Source organism: Paenibacillus albidus (assembly GCF_014644435.1).
Lineage (GTDB): Bacteria > Bacillota > Bacilli > Paenibacillales > Paenibacillaceae > Paenibacillus_AQ > Paenibacillus_AQ albidus.
Genome location: NZ_BMKR01000024.1, coordinates 30,273 through 52,753 on the forward strand (window position 1 = coordinate 30,273; position 22,481 = coordinate 52,753).

19 protein-coding genes and 1 pseudogene are annotated in these 22,481 nt (G+C 42.4%); 9 read left to right on the top strand and 11 right to left on the bottom strand.

Annotated features, from left to right (window positions below; genetic code table 11):
- Nucleotides 1-65 precede the first annotated feature (65 nt).
- The 7 genes from IEY53_RS22895 to IEY53_RS22925 all read right to left on the bottom strand — a co-directional run bounded on the left by IEY53_RS22895 (nucleotide 66) and on the right by IEY53_RS22925 (nucleotide 8,404).
- Nucleotides 66-1,226, bottom strand: a complete 1,161-nt coding sequence (locus IEY53_RS22895) for a cobalamin-independent methionine synthase II family protein (RefSeq protein ID WP_189029156.1) — start codon at nucleotides 1,224-1,226, stop codon at nucleotides 66-68.
- Nucleotides 1,227-1,347: 121 nt separating this feature from the next.
- Nucleotides 1,348-1,557, bottom strand: a complete 210-nt coding sequence (locus IEY53_RS22900; protein WP_189029290.1) for a hypothetical protein — start codon at nucleotides 1,555-1,557, stop codon at nucleotides 1,348-1,350.
- An 11-nt stretch (nucleotides 1,558-1,568) separates the two neighbouring features.
- Entirely contained in the window at nucleotides 1,569-3,983 is a 2,415-nt protein-coding gene (locus tag IEY53_RS22905; protein ID WP_189029158.1) for a restriction endonuclease-like protein, read from the bottom strand.
- Nucleotides 3,955-6,192, bottom strand: a complete 2,238-nt coding sequence (locus tag IEY53_RS22910; protein WP_189029160.1) for an MrcB family domain-containing protein — start codon at nucleotides 6,190-6,192, stop codon at nucleotides 3,955-3,957. Before IEY53_RS22910 ends, IEY53_RS22905 begins: the two co-directional genes overlap by 29 nt.
- Nucleotides 6,193-6,317: 125 nt before the next feature.
- Nucleotides 6,318-7,031: a restriction endonuclease gene (locus tag IEY53_RS22915; protein ID WP_189029162.1), complete on the bottom strand. Its 714-nt coding sequence runs from the start codon at nucleotides 7,029-7,031 to the stop codon at nucleotides 6,318-6,320.
- Nucleotides 7,032-7,254: 223 nt separating this feature from the next.
- The gene (locus tag IEY53_RS22920) at nucleotides 7,255-7,587 is read right to left on the bottom strand and encodes a nucleotide pyrophosphohydrolase (protein WP_189029164.1); all 333 of its coding nucleotides are present in this window, start codon (nucleotides 7,585-7,587) and stop codon (nucleotides 7,255-7,257) included.
- A 178-nt stretch (nucleotides 7,588-7,765) separates the two neighbouring features.
- Nucleotides 7,766-8,404 (bottom strand): DNA-binding protein, encoded by a 639-nt coding sequence (locus tag IEY53_RS22925; RefSeq protein WP_189029166.1) that lies wholly within the window; start codon nucleotides 8,402-8,404, stop codon nucleotides 7,766-7,768.
- Nucleotides 8,405-8,582: 178 nt separating this feature from the next.
- On the opposite strand from IEY53_RS22925, the gene IEY53_RS22930 reads away from it, so the two are divergent.
- On the top strand, nucleotides 8,583-8,927 hold the full coding sequence (locus tag IEY53_RS22930) for a helix-turn-helix domain-containing protein (RefSeq protein ID WP_189029168.1): 345 nt from the start codon (nucleotides 8,583-8,585) through the stop codon (nucleotides 8,925-8,927).
- Between the two features lie 174 nt (nucleotides 8,928-9,101).
- Nucleotides 9,102-10,751: a DUF2075 domain-containing protein gene (locus tag IEY53_RS22935; protein ID WP_189029170.1), complete on the top strand. Its 1,650-nt coding sequence runs from the start codon at nucleotides 9,102-9,104 to the stop codon at nucleotides 10,749-10,751.
- 66 nt (nucleotides 10,752-10,817) lie between these two features.
- On the opposite strand, the gene IEY53_RS22940 is transcribed toward IEY53_RS22935, so the two are convergent.
- From IEY53_RS22940 to IEY53_RS22955, 4 genes are all read right to left on the bottom strand, one after another.
- The gene (locus IEY53_RS22940) at nucleotides 10,818-12,275 is read right to left on the bottom strand and encodes a DUF8370 family protein (protein WP_189029172.1); all 1,458 of its coding nucleotides are present in this window, start codon (nucleotides 12,273-12,275) and stop codon (nucleotides 10,818-10,820) included.
- 58 nt (nucleotides 12,276-12,333) lie between these two features.
- Nucleotides 12,334-13,413 (bottom strand): hypothetical protein, encoded by a 1,080-nt coding sequence (locus IEY53_RS22945; RefSeq protein ID WP_189029173.1) that lies wholly within the window; start codon nucleotides 13,411-13,413, stop codon nucleotides 12,334-12,336.
- 610 nt (nucleotides 13,414-14,023) lie between these two features.
- On the bottom strand, nucleotides 14,024-14,593 hold the full coding sequence (locus tag IEY53_RS22950; protein ID WP_189029176.1) for an SF0329 family protein: 570 nt from the start codon (nucleotides 14,591-14,593) through the stop codon (nucleotides 14,024-14,026).
- Between the two features lie 128 nt (nucleotides 14,594-14,721).
- The gene (locus IEY53_RS22955; RefSeq protein WP_189029178.1) at nucleotides 14,722-15,711 is read right to left on the bottom strand and encodes a tRNA dihydrouridine synthase; all 990 of its coding nucleotides are present in this window, start codon (nucleotides 15,709-15,711) and stop codon (nucleotides 14,722-14,724) included.
- Nucleotides 15,712-15,994: 283 nt separating this feature from the next.
- Here IEY53_RS22955 and IEY53_RS22960 point away from each other — a divergent pair.
- The 7 genes and pseudogenes from IEY53_RS22960 to IEY53_RS22990 all read left to right on the top strand — a co-directional run bounded on the left by IEY53_RS22960 (nucleotide 15,995) and on the right by IEY53_RS22990 (nucleotide 22,343).
- A pseudogene (locus IEY53_RS22960) lies at nucleotides 15,995-16,695 on the top strand (lantibiotic protection ABC transporter ATP-binding protein).
- On the top strand, nucleotides 16,695-17,456 hold the full coding sequence (locus IEY53_RS22965) for a lantibiotic immunity ABC transporter MutE/EpiE family permease subunit (RefSeq protein ID WP_189029179.1): 762 nt from the start codon (nucleotides 16,695-16,697) through the stop codon (nucleotides 17,454-17,456). The pseudogene IEY53_RS22960 and the gene IEY53_RS22965 overlap by 1 nt, the downstream one beginning before the upstream one ends.
- The gene (locus IEY53_RS22970; RefSeq protein WP_189029181.1) at nucleotides 17,453-18,184 is read left to right on the top strand and encodes a lantibiotic immunity ABC transporter MutG family permease subunit; all 732 of its coding nucleotides are present in this window, start codon (nucleotides 17,453-17,455) and stop codon (nucleotides 18,182-18,184) included. The genes IEY53_RS22965 and IEY53_RS22970 overlap by 4 nt, the downstream gene beginning before the upstream one ends.
- 17 nt (nucleotides 18,185-18,201) lie before the next feature.
- A complete protein-coding gene (locus tag IEY53_RS22975; protein WP_189029183.1) occupies nucleotides 18,202-18,876 on the top strand; it encodes a response regulator transcription factor in 675 nt (224 codons plus the stop codon).
- Nucleotides 18,852-20,210 carry a sensor histidine kinase gene (locus IEY53_RS22980; RefSeq protein WP_189029185.1) on the top strand — a complete coding sequence of 453 codons (1,359 nt, stop codon included), beginning with the start codon at nucleotides 18,852-18,854 and terminating at the stop codon, nucleotides 20,208-20,210. The genes IEY53_RS22975 and IEY53_RS22980 overlap by 25 nt, the downstream gene beginning before the upstream one ends.
- A 117-nt stretch (nucleotides 20,211-20,327) precedes the next feature.
- A complete protein-coding gene (locus IEY53_RS22985; RefSeq protein ID WP_189029187.1) occupies nucleotides 20,328-21,449 on the top strand; it encodes a C45 family autoproteolytic acyltransferase/hydrolase in 1,122 nt (373 codons plus the stop codon).
- 18 nt (nucleotides 21,450-21,467) lie between these two features.
- Nucleotides 21,468-22,343 (top strand): AraC family transcriptional regulator, encoded by an 876-nt coding sequence (locus IEY53_RS22990; RefSeq protein WP_189029189.1) that lies wholly within the window; start codon nucleotides 21,468-21,470, stop codon nucleotides 22,341-22,343.
- Nucleotides 22,344-22,481: the final 138 nt, after the last annotated feature.

The following is a 22,481-nucleotide window of genomic DNA, read 5'->3' on the forward strand; positions in this document are numbered from 1 at the left end:
TGCCGACAATACCTTCGACAGTCTTAAGGAAGGGAACCTGCTCCCCTCTTTAACTAAGTTAAATATTAATTACCCCAATATTGCTGTGCAATCTGTTGTCCTTGTTTAATTTTCGCCCACTGTTCATCTTCCGTTAATTCATTACCGCCATCACAAGACGCAAAACCGCATTGATGAGAAAGTAATAATCTATCCTTATCAATAATTTTCGATGCTTCATCAAGCATTCTAACTACACGGGCCTCATCGTCAAGCGTATTGGTTTTAGAAGACAACAATCCAAGTACAATTTCCGTTTCAGGCTTATCTTTGAACACCGCAAGCGCCTCAAGTGAGCCTGCACGTTCATCATCCCATTCAAGGAAAAAGCGATCGTATTTAAGCTGCTTCAAGAACAGATTAGCAATTTTGGCATATGAGCCGCCGCCCATATTACGGGAATCATAGTTGCCACGGCAGTTATGCGTCCACATTTTGAGGCCTAAGCTATGACCGTAATCAATAATTGTGTTGTTGATGTCAATAAATTCTTCCGCCAGCTTCTGTACTTCCGCTTGATTGATATGCTCGCCGGTATATGGAGAGTTCGGGTTGTCGTCTGCGAACAGCTCCCATAGGCAATCGTCGAACTGCAGGATGGTTCCTCCGGCTGCAGCGAATTCCTGGACAAAATCCTTATAAGCGTTAACAAGACCGGCCTTCAGCTCAAGTCTGTCCTTATACACCGCTTCTGTTCCGCCAATGTTATCCGACCAGGACAGCTCACCAAAAATATGGGACGGAGAAGGCACGCACAGCTTGGTTTCACGGTCGCCAGCAAGGGCTTGAAGTTTCTTAAAGACATGAATAAAATGATGGTTTTTTCCACTCATTTCACCCGTAATGCGTAAACCAATATCTTTTCGAGTCTCATATTTTGAAGCTCCATCTGTATCTCTGAAAAAATATCCATGATCCGCTATATAGCGGCTAATTCCTTGGAAGCCCCAGACAAAATCCAAATGCCACATGGATTTGGAATATTCCCCATCCGTCAGAATGGACAGCCCATTCTCAGTTGCTTTGCCAACTACAGCCTGAATTGCCTCTGCCTCACACTGCTCATACCCCTCAAAGTCCTGGTAAAAGGGATAGCTGATATCATCCCGGTGTTCGATTTGCTGTTTATATTCCAGTAGCTCCGCCGGACGCAGCAGGCTGCCTACGATCTGAAATCTGTTGCACATATATAGTCCTCCTCTTTTCTCACACATCTCTTTCTGTTGTGTTTTGATTCTAGCATGGAGAAAAAGGACCTACATAACACTTATAAGTGATATCTGGCTATAGTCAAAAAGTATAATGCATTTACAAAAATGCACCGAAATAAAACTCCAGCGCTTCACGAGAATAGCCGTCATCCCCTGCTGGCCGGACTGAACTTCGCTGCCCATATGTATACACAGGTAAACAGGAAATCAGGGCCCCGCTTGAAAGGGCACTCCGCAAATAGACTTTTTCCGTCGACAGACTGTGCAGGAAGCTTTCCAGCCGGCTGATGTCCTCTACGATTGCCAACAAGAGCTCGTTCAGATATTCCGAACTTCCACAACCTTCCCTAAATCCACATACTGCTCATGATCCAGCTTCACCTTCACCCTGCCCTTGCGGCGCTTCTCACGCCATTCACGAAGCTCTTCCTCCGTTTCCAGACGGAGCTCTGCAATTTCCAAGGCCCGGTCCAAGATATACTTGCTCGTATACAGCACCGTGTAGATCCCTTGTCCTCCTAGCGTAATAGGAGCGGCTAAACTCTTCCATTCCTCAACCGCAAATCGTACATACAGCTCTTCTTCCGTACCCGGCCGACAAGGGACTTCCTTAATCTCCTTACGCCGCAGCACCTTCCAATCCGCTACTTTCCCTACCCAGTGAATCCCCGTCTTTGCAGGATCATTGAACTTTTTCCTGGATTGGCACATTGCCACGTATTCGATCTGAGTGAGTATCTTTACATCTGAAAGGTTTTTTAATGGCATATGATAAAAAGATTTCTGCAGCGCCACCTTCACTTGTTCGGGTCCCCGGACAGAACCGACAAGCACATTTTTGCCCGCAAGCTGATTGGCGTAGTATTCTTTCGTCCCGCGTGGACGTGTGGAGCGTTCGTAAGCTTTTTCCGGACTATCCTGAATGATCTCATCCAGGAATTGCTCCACTAGACTTGTAGAATTCGGCAGGAACGGTAAGGCGCCAATGTTCAGCAGCTCAATGCTTTTATAGAAACGGTGGGTCCTATACCGCTCCTCGTCAGGGTACGGGAATAACACATAAGCGCCAAACATGCTTCGCTCATATTCCCCTGAGCCCTTCTCCTGATACACTATGGCGTCCCGATAGCGATGCATGGTATTAATGTCATCCTCTTCAGGCCCAGGTTGTCTATATTTCTCATGATAGGAAGTGCCCTCATAAGCCGGATTTAACCGGTACTTCGCATCGAAGATATACTTATACTCCTTGATCTGACCAGCATCTTTCTTCTTCAAGGTAAGCACATTATCCGGTCGCTGACTGAGCGTCGGGGTCTTATCCGAGCTTGGAATCGAGTTATAGTACAGGATGAACTGCTCCCCGTTAAGCGGATTTTCGTACACCATACTAGCACTCTGTGAGCGATCCAGCGTAACAAAGATACCGTTCCGATTCACCTTAATAATGTCCTGCTTCACCAGTTTATACTTCTGCCCCAGGAGCTGATTCAGCTTGAGGAAGCACCAATACTCGTAGAGCTGAGCTACATCCTTCATAGATAAGCGGAACAGGTCGCCTTGAATAGACAGTCCCTTTAGCAGCATCAGATAACAGCGATAGACCTCGCGGTATCCAGGCGCCATCTGCAGCACAAGCGTAACGGACATCTGCTTCAGCATTCCAGCCTCACGCAAGAAATCCATCTGGAGCACTCGCTCTAGCTGGGTGAGCATGGCGTCTAACCTTTTGATAAGTAATGGATCTGGGGTTCGGCTATTCATCTTCCAGCGGCCCTTGAGCTCTTTCAGCTTCCCATGAATACGTTCCAGCATCCAGCGGATGAACCGGTTCTCATTGGTATCATAGGCGAGGCGTCTGCGCGTCTCCATTAAGTGAGTAGCTGTGTACTTTCGGTCCCCGATTATCAAGAATCCTTGGTTCGAATCTTCTCTCAATCGTTCGGGATGCTTCGAGAGCTCGCGGATATTCTCTCTTCCCGCCTTTTTGACCCGATTGGCATCCACTAGTCGGCGATCCTGGAGCAGAGCGTAGTTAGGATTCTTGTTAATCCGCTCTACGGCATCCAAAAGCTGTCTAAAGACATGCTGTAGTATGGTGAAGAACTCGGTCAAGCTCTGGTGCTGTGTCTCCCGCAGGCCTGTTAGCTGATAGGTTCGGCGCAAGAAGTCAAATGCCAAATTATAAATCTGCTCATTCACTTCATTCAGGATATTCTGGTAATCCAGCTTGTAATCCATCTTCGAGGGGAAAATCTCCATCTCTACCCGCAGCAGCGTCTGCCCCTCACCCCGGATTTCCCATTCCGTCAGGCCGACCTCATTCCCAAAATTGAGAGCGCCCGCAAGGATGGAATCGCCTAAAGGCTTAATCGATTGCCGCAGCAGCACATTGTCATGGTGAAACGAAAGGTTCCCGGAGGTCTTCTTCTGAATCACCAGCTCATACGACTGTGTCTCATAGAAACATGGAAACGCAGCCTCCCCCGGCTGCCAGTCCACCATCCCGCCCACTTCAGGTGAAAAGACTTTGATCTGGACATCACCAAGCCGTTCGGAATAATTAAGTCCAAGCTGAGCATTCACCCACTCCTGACTCGAAGACCGATGAAGCTGCAAAGTCTCTACCGTAGGATGATAAGGCCGTCCTTGAATGAAAAGCGTAAAAAGCTCCGTGTCCACACGGAGCAATTCCACCGTCTGATTAAGAGAGCCAGTATGAGGTGAATCCATCTTCCTCCAGCCTCCTGAGCATAAAAGCCAATTTACGAGCAGTTTGCGGATGTTTGGCCGTAGGCGGAGTTTGGCCAGCAGCCCATTTCATATAGAGTGGAGTAGCATCCTCTTTGAGTTCTTCAATATTTACCGTCACGCCAGCACCACTACCAATAGCACCCTTAATCAAGCTCAACAGGACTCGGCGAACCGAGGAGTGGCTCCCTTGGATTCGTGGTAGTATCTTTTGCAGCAGCTGCCAGTCAAAGGCTTCTTCCTCACTCATCAGCTTGTACCGATCGTTATAAATCATATAGAAGCAAATCGCATCCCGCACCCGAAAGCCCACATGAGCATGAATATCCTCAAGCAGGGCATTGATCTTAACCAATCTTTCTGTCGTCCGGACAACGAGCTCTTTGTTGACATCATAGGCATCAACTAGCTGCAAATAATCAGAGCGCAGGAAAAGATGATTCAGTTCAGCAGCGTCAGGGCTACCACTAGTCTCTACCTGCTCACCCAAATCCGGATACTGCTCTAGATTGATGTAATTGAACTCTAGCGTGTTGGCGCGGTCGAGTACTTTTTTGCTAAAAGGATGTGTTGTCTCGTCCATGTTCACCGTCCCGATCAAGAACACATTCTCCGGTATGCCAAGACTGCCATACTCCTCTTGATCCTCAAGCGTATCCAGCAAGGTAGACGAGATAAGGTCCTGCGTCGTAATCCTTCCCTCCCGCCACTCCTGTGTTTCCAGCACACTTAACAGATCACTGAAATAATGCTCGACCCGTGCCAAATTCATCTCATCCAGGCAGATAAAATAAGGCCTATGCTGATTCTCCAGCTTCCGCGCATCCACGAACACCTTCGTAATTGGGCCGGGCTGGAACCTGCCCGAAAGATCCTTATACCCGAGCAGATCCGCAGGATCACTCCAATCCGGCCGGACTGGGATCAAGGTAAACTGACCATTATCCCTCGTTGCTCCAAGCGCCTCCGCAAACAACTTCACTAGCCGAGTCTTTCCTGTGCCCGATATGCCCGCCAAAATAACAAAAGGCTTGGCCTTTAGCGAGAGGTAGAAGTTCTCAACAAGGTGCTCAGGGAAGAAGAAGCCTTGGCGGCGGATGTGGGATTGGATTTGGTGGAGGATACTTGTTACTTGCTCGTCCTTCAAAGGCTCCGCTTCTTGTGGCAATATTTCCACTTCCTCGTCATTGGCTTCATTACCTGTAGATGTCACAGTGTCCACATATAGACGATAATCTTCTATAACATTCTCCAGATCTCGAATCAGTTGTTCATCGTTCGGAACGCTTCCTCTTTCGTACTTAATGTAAGCAACAGTCGATACCTGATAATCTTGACCAAGTCCGCTATCCATGAGACGAATATTTTCATCCTTATTCATATGGGTAAGAGAAAGGAGCTCTCGAATCTCATGTGTTTGGTTTCGTAGATAAGCATAGCCTTCTCTACGTCCTTTCTCTTGAATAGGTACCGTCACACCTTGGTTAAACGTAAGATAGACAGCACTCATATCCTCAGCAAACAGATACACAACATATTCCCCATGCTGAGTCGTTTCCGTGATCCGTTTGTCCAGGATTGCTAGCCAAGGAACGGTTGCCCAATTTCCTTGTCCAACGGAACCTTGAACTTTGTATTGCTCATCTATGAAAGGTAATGCTTTGAGCTCGGAAGGAAGTGTCTGACGAAACAATGTACCAAGTGCATGACCCGCGAAAGGTTCCTTTTTGGCAGAAGTATACTCCGCCATAATCTTCTCCAGATAACCTTGCAAAGAGAAATGCTGTAAAGCGGCGTTGTAAGTCTGGAGTTCATCATTGGCCAGTCTCTCTAATTGCGAAAGCCCCTCTTCCCCTAGCTGTCTTTGAAGCTGGCTATGAAAACCAATAGTGTTATCTTCCGAATTCACAAACAAAATATGCGTAAGGGCATTAACAGGACTGTTAATGATATCTTTCAGCTGACTTTTAGGAGCATCCCTCCAAAGCTCCCGCCCTGGTGGCTGATCTACCCTATTTCCTCTTTCCTGTTCAGCTATGAAGTAGTTAAGAAACTGCTCCTTAACGCGATCGAACGAAACCCGCTCCTGATTGGTTGCTCTCAGCTCTTCAATTAAGGATAGGATTAGGACCATCTTATAGGATTTTTGCTTACGCTTGAAAATCTGTGTGATTATTTCCGGTAATGGCATGTTGTCCTCCAAGGATAGTAACGATTTGTAGTTATCTTAATCTTCCCACATGAATTTGGCGAATTTCTTAGTCTTTAATTTTCGAAAGACCATCCTGATACTTTAAGGATGGTCTTTCTTTTGGTTTACATAGCCTTTATCTTCCGGCAGCTTGGATAATTACTGCACCCCCAGAAAGCTGTGCCTTCCTTACTTTTACGTTGAACCATAGATGCTCCACATGCGCAGGTTACGGCATTTACTTTGGTACTATTAGCTTTCTTAGGCTTTACTTTGCCTTTTGTAGGCTGCCATTTGCCCCAGGCTCGGAGCTTGTTCTCGATTAGAGCCCCATGCCAGTAATCAACTTTAAATTGCTCCGCCTCTCGTTTTGCATCCGCTGTAAGATCTGAAGTGGTGATAAGCAGAGACAAGATGCAGTCATGATTTCTCTTAGCCCCTACCAATTCACGAACCGTCATAACCTGAACTTTATTATGTTCAGCATAACACTTGGCTTGCACCGCGGTTTTCTCGCCGCGCTTATCGATGATGACCAAGTCTACGCCCCCATCCTTGCCGCCCACTCCTACTTCTTTAACGGTGTAGCCTTGATCTCTGAAATACAGAGACAGCAATCTTTCAAACTCAGCGCCGTTAATTTGGTCTAAAGATGCTTTCAATAGCACTTCATCCGGTCTGCATGTTGTCGAGGAACGGTTAAAGGCAGTGGCCGTGCTTTTCTTAACGGGTGTTTTCCGCTTGGCTGAACTGCGTTTTTTCTTCTTATTTCTTTGCATCAGTCCGGCCAAGATGGATAAAAGGATGATAACTGCTATAAATCCAATAATTGATGCCATAATTGCTCCTTAGATACATTAGTATAATTGAGTTGTTATGCCATTACTCGCTTGATTTGACCTTCCAGGTACTCTCTTAGTTCTGGTTCTTCCTTTACCCTGACTGGGCCGTATGCCCATCTTGCTGATAAAAGCATTCTCAATTTACACTGTTAACTGGTTACTATCGACTTTCTCTCGGAAAGCTACTGCACTGCTGCTGTAAACAATCATGGATGCTCTCCTATAGGTCAGTATATTTGTCTTTCTTCCCAAATGCCTTCTCAATTGGATATTTAGCTTCATTCTTTTTAAGCTTAGTGAGGATTATGTCCTCAAGATCTAGATCTAATGACTGAGCTAAGTACACTGCGTAAACTAGCACATCCGCTAGTTCATCGGCGATCTGTTCTTTCTTAGACTCAACCGCTTCCTCTGAAGATTTCCACTGAAAATTCTCCAGCAGCTCTGAGGCCTCAATACTCAACGAGATAGCCAAATCCTTTGGATTATGGAATTGTTCCCAATTCCTATTCTCTCGAAAGGCTAAGATTAGTTTTATAAGCTCTTCTTTCATCCATATGCTCCTGTCATGAAAAGTGAGTAAACAACCCAAAAAGAGGCAGTTCTCCCGTTACCTGGGATACGCCTCTGAATGGTCAATCACGGCCATGCTTTGGCCTTGTTATATGCTTCTTAATTAAGAATATTATGGAGAGCAGGAATAGTCAAACTAAATAAAACACACTACTCTATTAAGCCTTCCGCATTTTATATAAATCTACTAGATAACAAAACCTCCTGTACTTAAAATGCGCAGTTTTATCCTGTACTAGCTTGATTTGACTTATATCATCATTTAAGTGACTCAACTGCTCGTCCACGTTCAGTCCATAACAAAGCGCAGTTTGCATAATAACAACCAGCCCATCAAGTAGTCCATTGGGGGAGTTCTGAAGAACGCGAGCATAATCATCCAGGAGTTCTGTTTTTCCAGATAAAATTTCTACGGCATATAAATTCACTTTTGCCAAATGACGAAATTCAAGAGCGATCTTACGCCCATCCGTCCCTAAATCCTCCATCCATCCAAGTTCTACATATCTGTAAATACTATCCCTGGCCTGCTCGTAATCCCCCAGATGCTGACATGCAACTCCCCGCATCTGTTGACTGAACCCAAAATAATAAACAAGAGGGTGCTGCATCTTAACAAAGGGGATCGTCATCCCCATCGCCTTGCAGTACAGCCGCTCTTCATAGATACGCTGGGCATAGCTATGCAAAATATCTGCAGTGTATAGCAGCTTGTCCCACTGTTCGAAGTAATGCGCAGTTTCCAGCATTTCCACAAGAACATCCGGGTTGAAGGACTTTAGAATTGAGAGGTGCATAGGTATAACCTCCTTATAGAGAGTAATTCCAGAAAAAGCTTCTTTCTCTATTTATGTGCTAGTAGTAGAATAATTAAAATATACTACTTATAAGGAGTTTTTTCAATAAATTTTACCGTCTATGAAACCCTGCTATTTATACCTGTACTCTCCTACCCTTTAGGAGAGGTGAATAATAATGACAAAGTTACGGAACTTGGTTGGGGATAGAGTAAGGGATATTCGGAAAGCAAAGGGCTTAACCCAACAAAAACTTGCGGAGTTATCCAATCTGGATGATGCCTATATAGGGTCAGTAGAACGAGGGGAACGAAATTTCTCTATAGATTCGCTTGAGAAAATTGTGGCAGCCTTAAAGGTTCAACCAAGTGAATTTTTTCAAAATTATGATAAACAAAATGAGATTGAAGCTGCACAAAGAGCGGCAGTTGATGAGTATATAGTTGCTGTGAGCGGGTTAAGTATTAAGCAAATCGAGGCTATGATGAGGATTGTAAAAGAGGTTAGCGGGGCCTTAGAATAGTGCACTAAGCTTTTTAGGTTATCTTTTTTATTTTCCCTTCATACATAAATGTTCTTTTCTGTAATAGTGATTAATTTAAAAATAGCTTTGGTATTTTGGAGTTAATTGCAAATATAGGAACAGCGAAGTCCTGTATCCACTCTCTATGACAATCCAATTATGCAGGAGACTAAAATGACGAATGAACTTATTTTTGAAAAAATAGGCTTTAATAAGTTGGATTCTGATCAGATTCAAGCAGATTATTTAATCAACCATCCAGTCGTCTATATTCTTTATAATCAACAGTTATCCCAAGCTTATATTGGGCAAACTGTTCACGTGAAGAGACGCCTAAATGAGCACCTAAAAAATCCACGGCGTAAAATCCATAATCAAACAATCATTATTGGAGACGAGAGGTTTCATCAATCTGCCACTTACAACATCGAGACCAATCTAATTAATTATTTTATTGCCGAAAATCAATATAAACTCCAAAATGTCAGTCAAACAGTAAAAACCCAGATGCATAATTACTATCAAAAGGAATATTACAACCAAGAAATCTTTATGCAAATATGGGAAAGGCTAAAGCAAGAACATATTGTAGAGGAAACGCTTGAGAACTTAAGAAATAAGGATACGTATAAGCTTTCTCCCTATAAAGAACTCTCGGAACAGCAACTAGAAGTAAAAAATTCTGTTATAGAGTTTTGTCAGAAGCACGCTAAAAAGACTACTCCTCACGTACTTGTAATTGAGGGTAATGCAGGCACAGGAAAAAGTGTATTATTAAGTTCAATATTTAATACTATTCAAGATTATGCTAATGATACTAGCTCCACTTTGAATGGTACAAATAATTACTTATTGGTTAATCATAGCGAAATGTTAAAAACTTATCAAAGTATAGCTAATAGTCTCCCTAATTTAAAAAAGAAAAACTTTTTGAAACCAACGTCCTTCATAAACAAAACAGTAGATCCAAATACTAAATTAGCTAATATTGTATTAATAGATGAAGCACATTTACTCTTAACTAAAGAAGACAATTATAATAACTTCCGGTATGCGAATCAGCTAGAGGAGATCATTAAAAGAAGTGTTGTAACTATTGTAATCTTTGATCCGAGGCAGGTTCTCAAGATTAAAAGTTATTGGAATAGACAAATGCTGAATGAAGTAACAGAAAAATATCCTACCAAAAAATTTCAATTAACTGATCAATTTCGAATGAATGCGGGTCCAGAAATCATAAATTGGATCGACTGCTTCCTTTCAAAGAAGCTTGTTAAGATTCCTACAGACAACAAAAATGCATATGATCTGCAAATCTTTAGTAATGTACATCAATTTAAGAAAGCGATTGAAGACAAGAATCAGGAATTTGGTCTGTCAAGATTGGTGTCAACCTTTGATTATGAACATAAAAAGGATGGAGAGATATATTACATAGAGGCTGATGGGCTGAAAATGCCATGGAATATAACGAGTAACAGTACTACTTGGGCCGAAGAAACTCATACTATTCAAGAAGTAGGTTCTATTTATACCATCCAAGGTTTTGATTTGAATTATGTTGGTGTAATCCTCGGCCCATCCATTGGATACGATGAGAAAACAGATCAAATTCTAATCGACGTTACTAAATACAAGGACGTAGGTGCCTTTGCCTCACGAACTGATTTCTCCAATGAGAAAATAAAACAGGTTAAAGAAGAGATCATATTAAATTCGCTCAATGTTTTAATGAAACGTGGCATCCATGGACTCTATATCTATGCTACCGACTCAAAGCTAAGAGAGAGATTATTATTATGCCGTCCCGATGCAGGCTCTTAGGAGCCTGCTGACATAGTCTATCTATAGTAAGTTTAAAGTATACCCGTTAGCAGAAATTCTAACATTTCAAGCTGTAGAAGCTGAAGGCTTATTATCCTTTCTGGCATCTATTAATACGATATCCTTATTACCTATTAGGGATAAATCATTTAGTACGGTATTTATTTTTTTGTATTCTATTTCAGAGAAATACAAAATAACTTTAATTGATTTTTTCGTATTATTAGCTTGTTGATATATCTCGACTTGTTTTTCTAAGTTTCTTTTTAACTTAGTGTTGCTTGCTAGCTTAAACTCAATAAGAGTTTTATCACTATCACCTCGCGAAATCTTAAAGTCAACTGGCCCTCTACCATTATTCACTTCTCGATTCACATCAGAAGAACTGGCGAACCACGTGAGCCTGTATAATATTTGCAAGTCATTTTCCTTCTGAATAGGTATTCCGTTAGAGTAAAATATTTTATATCCATCTTTGTTTTCAATAACGTCTTTTAAAAAGATAAGCCTTTGGTGTGCCTCCTCATATGTATCACCAGAAAATCCGTAAAAATTTGTACTAGAACTCAAAATCTTAGCCAACTCTCCAAATTGTTTTACATATTTGTTTATGGAGAACAATACCTTATCTATACTTATTTTCTCTGCAGTGTCCCCATGATCTTCCTTATTTTTTATATAGTAATCAATTAGTTCTGGGTACTCTTTTATTGTTTTAGAAAGCGCCTCTTGTTTATCTCTTTGTGTAGGTTTCTCTGGGATCATACTGTAAAAATAATTATTAATTTGCTCTCTTAGTTCAACATTTGAAATAGCAGGAGGAATGTCAGCAAATCTATTAAGAAGATCGAATCTACTTATCCACGTTTCATCCTTTGTAAGCATGTCCCTTGGAGTTAGAAGAACATAGTCATTATTAATAAAAGGCAGCTTAAAGCGGTTGGTCTCCCAAACCTCTCTTTCATAATTAAAATTAGCTCCCCTAACTGCGATTTCTTTTAAATATTTTTCATCAATATATTTTTCAGCGAACGTTTCAGTGTATTTGAGTAAATATCCATGTATTAGATTTGTCGTAAAATCACTTATGTTATCTTTACCTACCCTCTCTTTAATTAGACATAACTTTTCTAAATGCGTGCCTTTCGTTACCTTTTCATTTCCAAAATCATTAAATATATTTTGGAGGTTCTCGTGTAGAGAAATCGCAAACTCTTTTCCTAATCCACTTCCACCATTTCCGTCCTCACAAAAACCAAACCAATTTTGTTTTACTTCAGGAAACTGATACCATGCCTTTAATAAGCCGTCAGTTATTTTTATTGTATTTGATTTGTCTTTTAAAAAATATAAATACTTGAGAATATTCGTATGTAACTGTTGGTACTCTTCCTTTTTGCTGTTAAAAAGAAGAAAGGGATCAATAAATAAAGGTAAGTCATTTATAAGTGAAATATCAAATGCTCCATACTCTTCGATGACTTGCGGGCTTACTTCAAAAAAATCGCTAAAGTATAGCTTCACTTAATCACTCTCCTTTATGATTTTCAACACATCATCAATCTAATCAACAAATCACTAATCACTTTTTGAATATATGGTGTATTCGCTCAAGTTCATTAACTTTAGATTCTACTCTTTCAATTAACATTTCATTGGTTTCATCAATCCAACTTGCATTCAAATCAAAACTATTTAATCTCATGATCCCTTGTTTACTCTTAACTGGTATTTCAATGCTTGACCAAGGATTTTGATAAAAAACTTGGCAATTACTTAAACCGATTATTATGCCAGCCCATTCATGATTATTTCTAAAATATCCGTCGTATTGTTGTACATTCCTTTCATAAATCTGCCCTTCATAGTGCTTGAGCCAAGTTAGATCACCAAAAATCGAAGATCCTTTTTTGCCATAAAGCATCTGCCAAATACCAAAGTTACTAGTTTGATATATATTTTTAAAAGAATCCGAATAGCAAGGATAAACATCACTTTTATTAATAGATAGGTCACTATCTTCAAAGTTAAGCCACAATATATTTATTGCTCCATATACAGTTTGTTCAGCTTTTCCTTTATTACTTAGCAGCCTTTTGTACAGTTCTGCGATCCTATCCTTATTCTTCCCGCGTATGTAGTTAACTGAAACAGTACTTACCTTTAAGATATCGCTATTGTTTTTTAATTGTGAAATTTCTTGATTGTAAAATCCCCTTAACTTTTCTTCAGCCGCCTTATTCATTCTTGGCGTCATCACTTCAATGAATAACTCTTGGCCTGTATAATCGTTCACTTTAAAATCCGGTGTTTTTTTATCTTTCTTTTCTGCTATCTCTTCAACCTTGAATCTAGACTCTTCAAGCATATAGCGACATCTATACTCTCCAAGCGTTCCTACTGCTTGATTATAGTTATCCTTAGTTTGAAGCACTCGTGAATTCCAAGTCTTCTCAAAATAATTTGGGTGTTTTTTCTTGGTTTCTAATATAATTTCTAAGAGCTTTTCAGCACGTTTTTTCTCTTGAAAAAAAGTATTCTCACTTTCTAATACTCTTACCAACCTATCAATTGGGTGGGTTCTTATACATATTTTATTTTTATGAATGTTATCCCAAAACTTTTCTGGAATAATACTCTTTAATTCAATAATATTCTCCATAATTTCTCTCCTGTTAATAGAATATATGTGTGACTACGCATCACTTATCGTTTCTGACTATCAAACTTGTCTTCATATCTTTAAGCCTTATTGAATCGCTTCATCCGAGTTTACTTTGTCTACTTTATCAGGTCGTCATTGGCTTCAATTACATTGTACCATATGCTGGAATCTCCTTCTTTCGTATCGCAGAATACTCTCTAATAGTTGCTGAGAAGATGTGTACTACTTTACCTAGCATAGACAAACAGTAATTTGGATGTAATCTCCCTCCCAGCTATCTTTAAGCATCCTGCTCGCGCTTCAAATAATAACAAAAATACCCTCTCAGTAAAGAGAGGGTGATCACACATTAACTTCTCATTCGTTTTTTTCGTTCCAAACTAATAATAATGAACATCTTTCCACATGTATCGTGCGTTCAGTGCGAGCAACCTCGACACAAAGTGCCCCAACAAATGTAAAGCCGACAATCTAAACCAAAGGATCTTCGGATTAATAATTCCAAATATTTACCACTTAAAAATGAGCTCTTAATTATACTACCCCATCCACTTGCCGGGTGCCCCCTTGCCCATCTATGATCATCCGCGGGTAAAAATCATTCACCTCACAATGTATCACGCCGTAGTTCATAAAAATACTGCACAATCGGATGCTTCAACCTCATCTTCTCGGACATGCTTAAAATCCGCTTCTTCCCAACCCTCCTGTCCACCAAAGCCAGAATATTCAATACCATATCACTGCTCTCCAAGCTCTCCTCTATAGGAGTAGTTAGGAACTTATTTGCCACAACAATAAAATTGGATTTGCTTAATGAAGCTTGTGCTGCCAAAAGCTCTTTGGCGTGTTCTGTACTTTTTCTGCTTCTGGCCATTACGATTAGGCGATCCTCCGGCACTGGCCCCTTAGCTGCTTGTCTGACCGCTTCAATGTCGTCCTTGCTGACAGGAATCTGGATATCCGGATCATTCTTAATTTCCAGCTCTGTTTGATACCATCTGATCGTGTTCGTTTTATCACCCATATTGAGTATGTTCTTTTTATCTACTGAGATATAACAGATCCCAGATTTATCAGGCAGATAACGGTAACCTGGCGCGCGGTATTCTACCCTTCCATGTAACGCAGGACTGAGAAAGCCCTCCAGTTGTTGCTTCAATTTGCTCCAGGACATGTAATCCCCCTCCATAACCAAACAGAGGAAAGGCTTGTTGGCTCCGGGTTTATCCCATCTCCATTCATCCGATCCTCATTCTCTTGACGTCTTTTCTCTATTTTCTACACGGATTTATTTAGAATCACTTAATCTCCGTGCTCCTCCGCTCCATCCTGCTCTTTGCTTCCAAATTCATCGAGCAGCGCACGCACTTCATCTGTTGATTTTGCGTTCATTAAGTTATTTCTTAATTCACTTGCTCCGCGAAATCCGCGGACATATATTTTAAAGAATCGGGCAAGAGGTCTGAACGAACGTGGTTCCAGTCCTGAATATTGATCATGGAGATCCAGATGCAGCCGCAGCAAATCAAGCAATTCCCTACTACTGTGATCCTTCGGCTCCCTCTCAAACGCAAACGGATTATGAAAAATACCACGCCCGATCATAATACCATCCACACCGTATTGCTCAGCAAGCTTGAGGCCGGTCTCACGGTCAGGGATATCCCCGTTAATGGTCAGCAGTGTATCTGGTGCCACCTCATCACGAAGTTTCTTAATCTCAGGAATCAGCTCCCAGTGAGCATCTGCTTTGCTCATTTCCTCTCTTGTGCGCAGATGAATGGACAGATTAACAATGTCTTGCTGCAAAATATGGGTTAACCAGCCGCGCCATTCGTCTAAGCTACTGAAACCGAGCCTTGTTTTTACACTGACGGGCAGTCCCCCGGCTTTGGCTGCTTGAATGATATCCGCTGCGATTTCCGGACGGCAGATCAGGCCGCTTCCCTTCCCGTTCTCTGCTACATTCGCTACAGGACAACCCATGTTAATATCGATGCCTTTGAATCCTTCCTTCGCCATACCGATGCTCATTTGACGAAAGTATTCCGGCTTATCTCCCCAGATATGAGCTACAATGGGCTGTTCATCCTCTGTGAAAGTCAAACGCCCGCGCACACTCTGGTTCCCCTCCGGGTGACAATAACTCTCTGTATTCGCAAACTCCGTAAAAAACACATCCGGTCTGGCAGCAATACTTACGACATGGCGAAAAACAACATCCGTCACATCCTCCATGGGCGCCAGTATAAAAAACGGCCGCGGTAAATCACGCCAAAAATTATTTGTCATATCCAAAACCTCTCTATGCATACCAGGACAAATCTGTATCCCGAAGTGGTAAACCCAACCTGCTCAAGCCCTTACTTCTTCTTCACTTACAGCATGTTAAATCAAAGTATATCATAACCCCGAGAGAGGCATACATATCCCAAAAAATTCAAAAAAGAGGAGGCGGGGTGAATTTTTGAGTAAGCACCCGCTTCCTTATAAAATCCTTAAAAATGGCTATTACAATAGCAGTAACAATTTATCAAAAGTGTACAAACTGGAATGTAAAATGGAGGAATTTAAGATGTATGAGTACATAATAAAAACCAATAATGTTTCTAAAAAATTCAAAAAGACATATGCAATAAAAGATTTATCTATGTCTGTAAGAAAAAATTCTGTCTACGGTTTATTAGGACCTAATGGTGCTGGCAAATCAACATTATTGAAGATGATTACAGGAATTATCAGACCGACTTCAGGTGAAATATTATTCAACAATCTCCCTTGGACTCGAAAAGATTTATTGAATATTGGTTCATTAATCGAATTACCTCCACTCTATGAAAATTTAACGGCGTTTGAAAATTTAAAAGTGCGAGCGACTCTTATGGGCATTTCAACAAATAAATGTAATGAGGTTTTACAAAAAATGGACTTACTAAATGCTAAAAATAAAAAGACTCCGATTTTTCGTTAGGAATGAAGCAGAGATTGGGTATAGCATTAGCGCTACTAAATAACCCCCAATTATTAGTCTTAGATGAACCTACAAACGGGTTAGACCCTTTTGGTATTGAAGAATTAAGGAAAATGATTCGAACATTTGCGGAGTCTGGGATTTCTGTAATTATATCAAGTCATATTTTAAGCGAAGTACAAAAAGTTGCCGATGACATAGGGATCATATACAATGGTTTGCTCCTGTATCAAGATAAAATTGATGCAAATGAAAATCTGGAACAACTGTTTATGGATATCGTCAGAAAGGAGCGTGAATCCTGATGTTACGAACATATTTAAGAGCAGAAAACTTGAAATTTAAACGCTCCCTATTTAGAAAACTCATTATATTTATTCCAGTAGCTTTAATTTTAATATCGATGATATTTATATTTATTGGTATTGGTTTAGGTGGTTTTTCAAGCTCTATCGTTTGCAATTGGTGTATGCCTATTGCGTCTATATCCATTGTGATTTTATGTCATTTAGTTAATGATAAGGATCAAAAACACAAATACCGAACTCTTTATAGTTTGCCCATCGATTTGGAGAAGACATTTATTTCTAAAACAATATTGATAGTGCTTAATCTTTTGATACTATCATTATTGCTATCGTTTATCACTGTTATCTCTGAGTGCATATTGTCAGGTGTTTCAGGTGCAATTGGTCATAGCGGATATTATCTTTTAGGATACTGCTTATTGTGGCTCTCTTTATTATGGCAGATCCCTTTCTGTTTATTTTTGGATCAAAAAGTCGGATTTGTTGGTTCTGTGATCATAAATTTGTTTGCCAGTGCGTCAGGTGGTTTATTTTTTTCCTTGACGCCTTTGTTTTGGTTCTTCCCATATAGCTGGCCTGCGAGGTTTATGGTTACATTATTTGGAGTTTTGCCAAACGGATTATTAGTCGAAGCAGATTCAAGATACATTTTAAATTTAGGAGAAAGTTCATTGCTGGTATTGATATCCTTGCTTGCTATGCTGGTTCTTTCAGCATTGTTTTCGCGCTGGTACGGAAAGCAGGTGTATCGCAAATGACGATTATAAGGGAGTTTTTTTCTAACTTTACCAAAATCAAACGAACTCCAATTATTTTATTGCATTTGTTACTGCCTATCGTGGTTACAACATTATTTTTAGTTTATTACGCTTATGCTGGATACCATATTATTCCTGATGTGAGGTTGTTTTTCGTTATATTACAAATAGGTTATCCGATTTTTGTTAGTATCGTTGTGCCCATTTTAATTCATTTAGATAGGAATATAAACAATATTCAAAATGCTTTAGGTTTAGTGGAGTCTCGAAGAAGCGTATACCTGGGGAAATTGTTCTTTCTACTGTTTCTTTCAGCCATAAGTATGATAATATATGGACTTTGTTTCTATATTGGAGTCCATTTTTTTCTGGATATCAGCATAACACACTTTGGTTCATATCTTGACATATTTTATATATTTTTGTTTAGCAACTTATTTTTATATTTATTACACGTTCCGATTGCTTTTCGGTTTGGTTCAAGTATTTCTGTTTTGTTAGGGATCTCTGGTACAATTTTTGCAGGTTACTTTAAAAATGCTATTGGTGATCAAATTTGGCCGATCATTCCTTGGGAATGGGGTGTTCGGTTTTTGGAAAATGATTTTGGCTTTTCAAACACACCTGTTTTTCCTGGAATTATTTCTCTGATTATGATTACTTCGATTGTTCTGGTTTTGTCACTACTATGGTTTAGTAGATGGGAAGGTAAAGTCATACAAGAATAAAACAAGGAGGATAGACTATGCCGAAACTGTTGGTGGTCGATGATGACCTTGATATGCTGGCCCTGGTGCGCTCCGCCCTGGAAAAGGACGGCCACCAGGTAGACACCGAAACGGATGCCGCTACCGTGCAGCCCGCCCGGTGCCAGCTGTACGATCTTCTACTGCTCGATGTGATGATGCCCGGCGAGGATGGCTTTTCCCTTTGCAGCCGTATCCGTGCCGAGGTGGATTGCCCCATCCTGTTCTTAACCGCCAAGGCGGAAGACGCGGCCCTTGTACAGGGCTTTGGCCTGGGCGCCGATGATTACATTAAAAAGCCATTCAGTATTGCTGAGCTGCGCGCACGGGTAAACGCCCATCTGCGGCGGGAGGTGCGCCAGCCGACCTCCACCCTGAGCCGAGGCGGTGTGCGCTTTGATATGCAGGCAAAAGTGGCCATCGCGGGCGAACACACACTGCCCTTTACCAAGGGCGAATACGCCATCTGTGAGCACCTGGCCCTGCACGCCGGACAGGTGTTTACCAAAGAACAATTATACGAAGCGGTTTTCGGCTTTGATGCCGAGGGCGATTCGTCAGCCATTGCGGAGCACATCAAAAATATCCGCGCCAAGCTGAAAGCCGACGGCCTCAGCCCCATAGAAACCGTTTGGGGGGTGGGCTACAAATGGCGAAAAGACAGCGTTCTGTAAGCCTTTCCTTTGTGCTTTTGCGCTTTGCCATAGTTATGCTTGGCTGTATGCTGTTATGCTGCCTGGCATGGTATGTCGTCATGGTGCGGCTTCAAAACACCGGCGTTACTTACCAGGGAGCCGTCTCCAACCAACAGGTGGAGAAAATGCTGGCCGGAGAGCCAAAAACTTTTGTTTCTCCTGGTGACGATTTTCTGGCCGAGTACGCTTTGTTTGGCCGGAACGGCGAAGTATTGGAAAGCAACGTAGAGGGAAAGAAGCTGGAAGTCCTGGCCGGGTTTTTACAGGAGGATGCCTACAGCATACATGTTTCGCGGTACACCTACACGGATGGAAGCACCGTAATCTTTCGCTGGCATTACAGGGCAGAGTTTGTCAACCCTGTGCTGCGTGGCATCCTGCCCCCCGCTGAATACCTGGGGCTGGCCACACTTGGTGTAGCGTTGGTGCTCTGTCTGCTGTTTAACACCCTGTGGCTCCGTCGGCGCCTCGCCGCCAAGCTGAAGCTGTTCAGCGAGGTGAGTGAAAAGGTAGGCGCGCAGGAATTGGATTTCGCAATTCCCCACGCGGGCATACGGGAGTACGACCAGGCGCTCGGTGCTATGGAGCATATGCGGGAGGCATTGTACAGCTCCCTGTCCACTCAGTGGGCGGCACAGCAAGAACGCGAGGCGGAAATAGCAGCACTCGCGCATGATTTAAAAACCCCGCTCACCCTGGTGGGAGGCAACGCCGAACTTCTGCTGGATGAAGAACTGCCTGAGAGCAGCCGCAAAATGGTGGAAACAATTGAGGCAAGCAACGACCGGGCCAAGCAGTATGTTGCCAGCCTGCTGGAAACCTCCGCCGGTGCGGATGAGGTATTTGAAAACACCAGCCTGCCCGCCATGTTTGACGAGCTTTGCCAGAGCACAATGGCCATTGCAGAAGCCAAGAGGGTTTGCCTGCAAACCCAAAACGGCCTGGAGGGTGCTGCGAGCATTCAGAAAGACCATTTACTTCGCGCTCTCGGTAATGTGGTGCAGAATGCTATCGAGCATACACCTGCGGGTGGAAACGTGTATTTGGAAGGCAGCATGGTAGATGGCGGCTGGCAAGTCACTGTGTGTGATGAAGGCCCCGGCTTTAGCAAGGCGGCGTTACACCATGCAACAGAGCGCCTATGGCGTGGTGATGCAGCGCGTGGCACCGATGGACACAGTGGCCTTGGCCTTTGGTTTGCAGCACAAGTAGCAAAAACGCACGCAGGACAACTAGAACTGCGCAACTGCAATTCTGGTGGGGTGGTTACAATCAAGTTAACTTTGGATCACAAAAACTGTGTGGGAAATTAGGCGATGCGGGACCGGATCTACCCTCCATCCTACTGTGATGTTGAGCAAAAAACAGCACAAAATATCATGCGCTGCTCCCCTCCCCGCCTTAAACTGTAGAAAAAAGGAGGAGACAGGATGCTAACGATTCCCGTTCACACACTAGAATTGAAAGGAACAAGCTATGAAATAGGATATAAGCTAGGCAACCTCATTTCAGAAAACACAGCACACAAGATCGCTCATACTCGTACACTTGAAGGCTTCGGTCTAACCGATTATAAAGACGCAGTCAAGCTATTCGATGAGTGGTGCCCAGGCATATCGGAAGAAATTTCCGGCTTTGCCGATGCATTAAAGGTTAATACCAAGCAAATCGCTTACTACACCATGACGTATTTGCTGCCGCGATGCAGTCAGATTGCCTTGCTGCCAAATATGACAGCACAGAATATGCCATTGTTGGCTCGCAATTATGAATTCAATCATCAGAGCGAGGATTTTGTGTTAGTCAGAACCTCCGTTACAGGTAAATATACGCACATGGGTACAAGTACAATGAGCTTTGGCAGAGACGACGGTTTCAATGAGCATGGACTTGCTGTAACGATGAGTGCTTGCGGCTTTCCCGTTGGGGCTGTACCTTTTTTACGAGCTCCTAAAATCAAAGGATTACATTTCTGGGCGGCTATTCGGGCGTTACTGGAAAATTGTAAAAATGTCGAAGAATCACTTTATTATTTGAAAGAAATGCCTATCGCCTGTAATGTTAATTTGATGCTGCTCGATAAAAACGGGAACGCCGCCTTGTTTGAAACGATGGACGGCAAACAAGCAACGAAGCAAATATGTCCGTCTTCACAAGAGCAGTTTCTCTGGGCTACCAATCACCCAGTTCTTCCGCCATTAGTTCAATATGAGCCCCAGGCTGCCATTCATTCCTTGCAGCGAGGGGAATGGATCGTTTCCCAACTGGTAGGAGCATCGGCAATAACGAATAAACAGCTAAAGGAGATGCTGTTGTCCAAATACCCCAATGGGCTGTGTTCCCATTATTTTGAGGATTACTTCGGTACAACCAAAAGCATGGTGTTCTCCCCTGCGGACGGTATAATAGAGCTATGCTGGGGCGGCAGAGCGGAGAATGGCTGGCATACTTATGATATAAAACAAGCAATACCAGACTCATCAACCACTATCCAGATTAGCATGGAGAGAGCGGACAAAGCTATGTTCGGCTACCAATCCTTGCAGAGTTGACCGATGGAGGGATTCAGATTGGACTACCGGCTGGCGTTAGAGCAGGCGATCATCTACATCGAAGACAGGCTTGGCGAAGCGATCAAAGTGGAGGAGGTTGCTCAGGTAGCAGGATACTCCTACTATCATTTGAACCGCCAATTCACCGCTATATTGGGGGAAAGCATCGGCAGTTACATCAAGAAACGGCGGCTAGCCAATTCTGCAAAAGCTTTGCTTTACACCAACAACAAAATTATAGATATTGCGCTGGAACACGGCTTTGAGTCCGCCGAGTCATTTAGCCGCGCGTTTAAATTCGTATATAAGGCCAGTCCGCAGGAATATCGCGTCAATCGACTGGACACCTTCATTGCTTCCAAGACCAAATTGCACGCTCATTTATTGGAGCATCTAACGTGCAACGTTACCGTACATCCTGTCATTGTAGAACTGCCTGAGACGAAGGTCGCCGGAATACGCGGTGAAACGACGCTCAAGGATAACAAACTAGCCGAACTTTGGCAGGAATTCAACAAAATCTCCACTAGAATTCCCTATCGTTCACTTAATGGACGAGGATTTGGCATCTGCGAGGCTTGTCATGAAAATAGCCTGTACTCCATGAGCGATGAGGTGCTATTCACGGAGGTTGCTGGCATCGAAGTGGATTCTTTTGATGGACTTCCTTCAACCTTTGTGCAAAAAGTAATTCCTGAGGGGTGCTACGCCGTATTCACTCACACAGGCACGCTGCGTATGCTTCCTCAGACGTTCCATTACATATGGGGAACGTGGTTCCTTAACACGAAAGAGGAAATGGACGATCGGGAGGACTTTGAGCTATACGATCAACGATATTTGGGGTATGACAATCCTGATTCTAAAATAGATTTGTACATTCCGATTAAATAAGGTTCATAAATCACTGGTGCAGTTTTGATTGATAGAGTGGTGTAGACCGAATTGCAAAAGCCCAAGCGTTGAATAAGCTTGGGCTTCTATTTATAGGTAAATGTGGCTTTCAGACATTATTCATGAATCAACAACGCA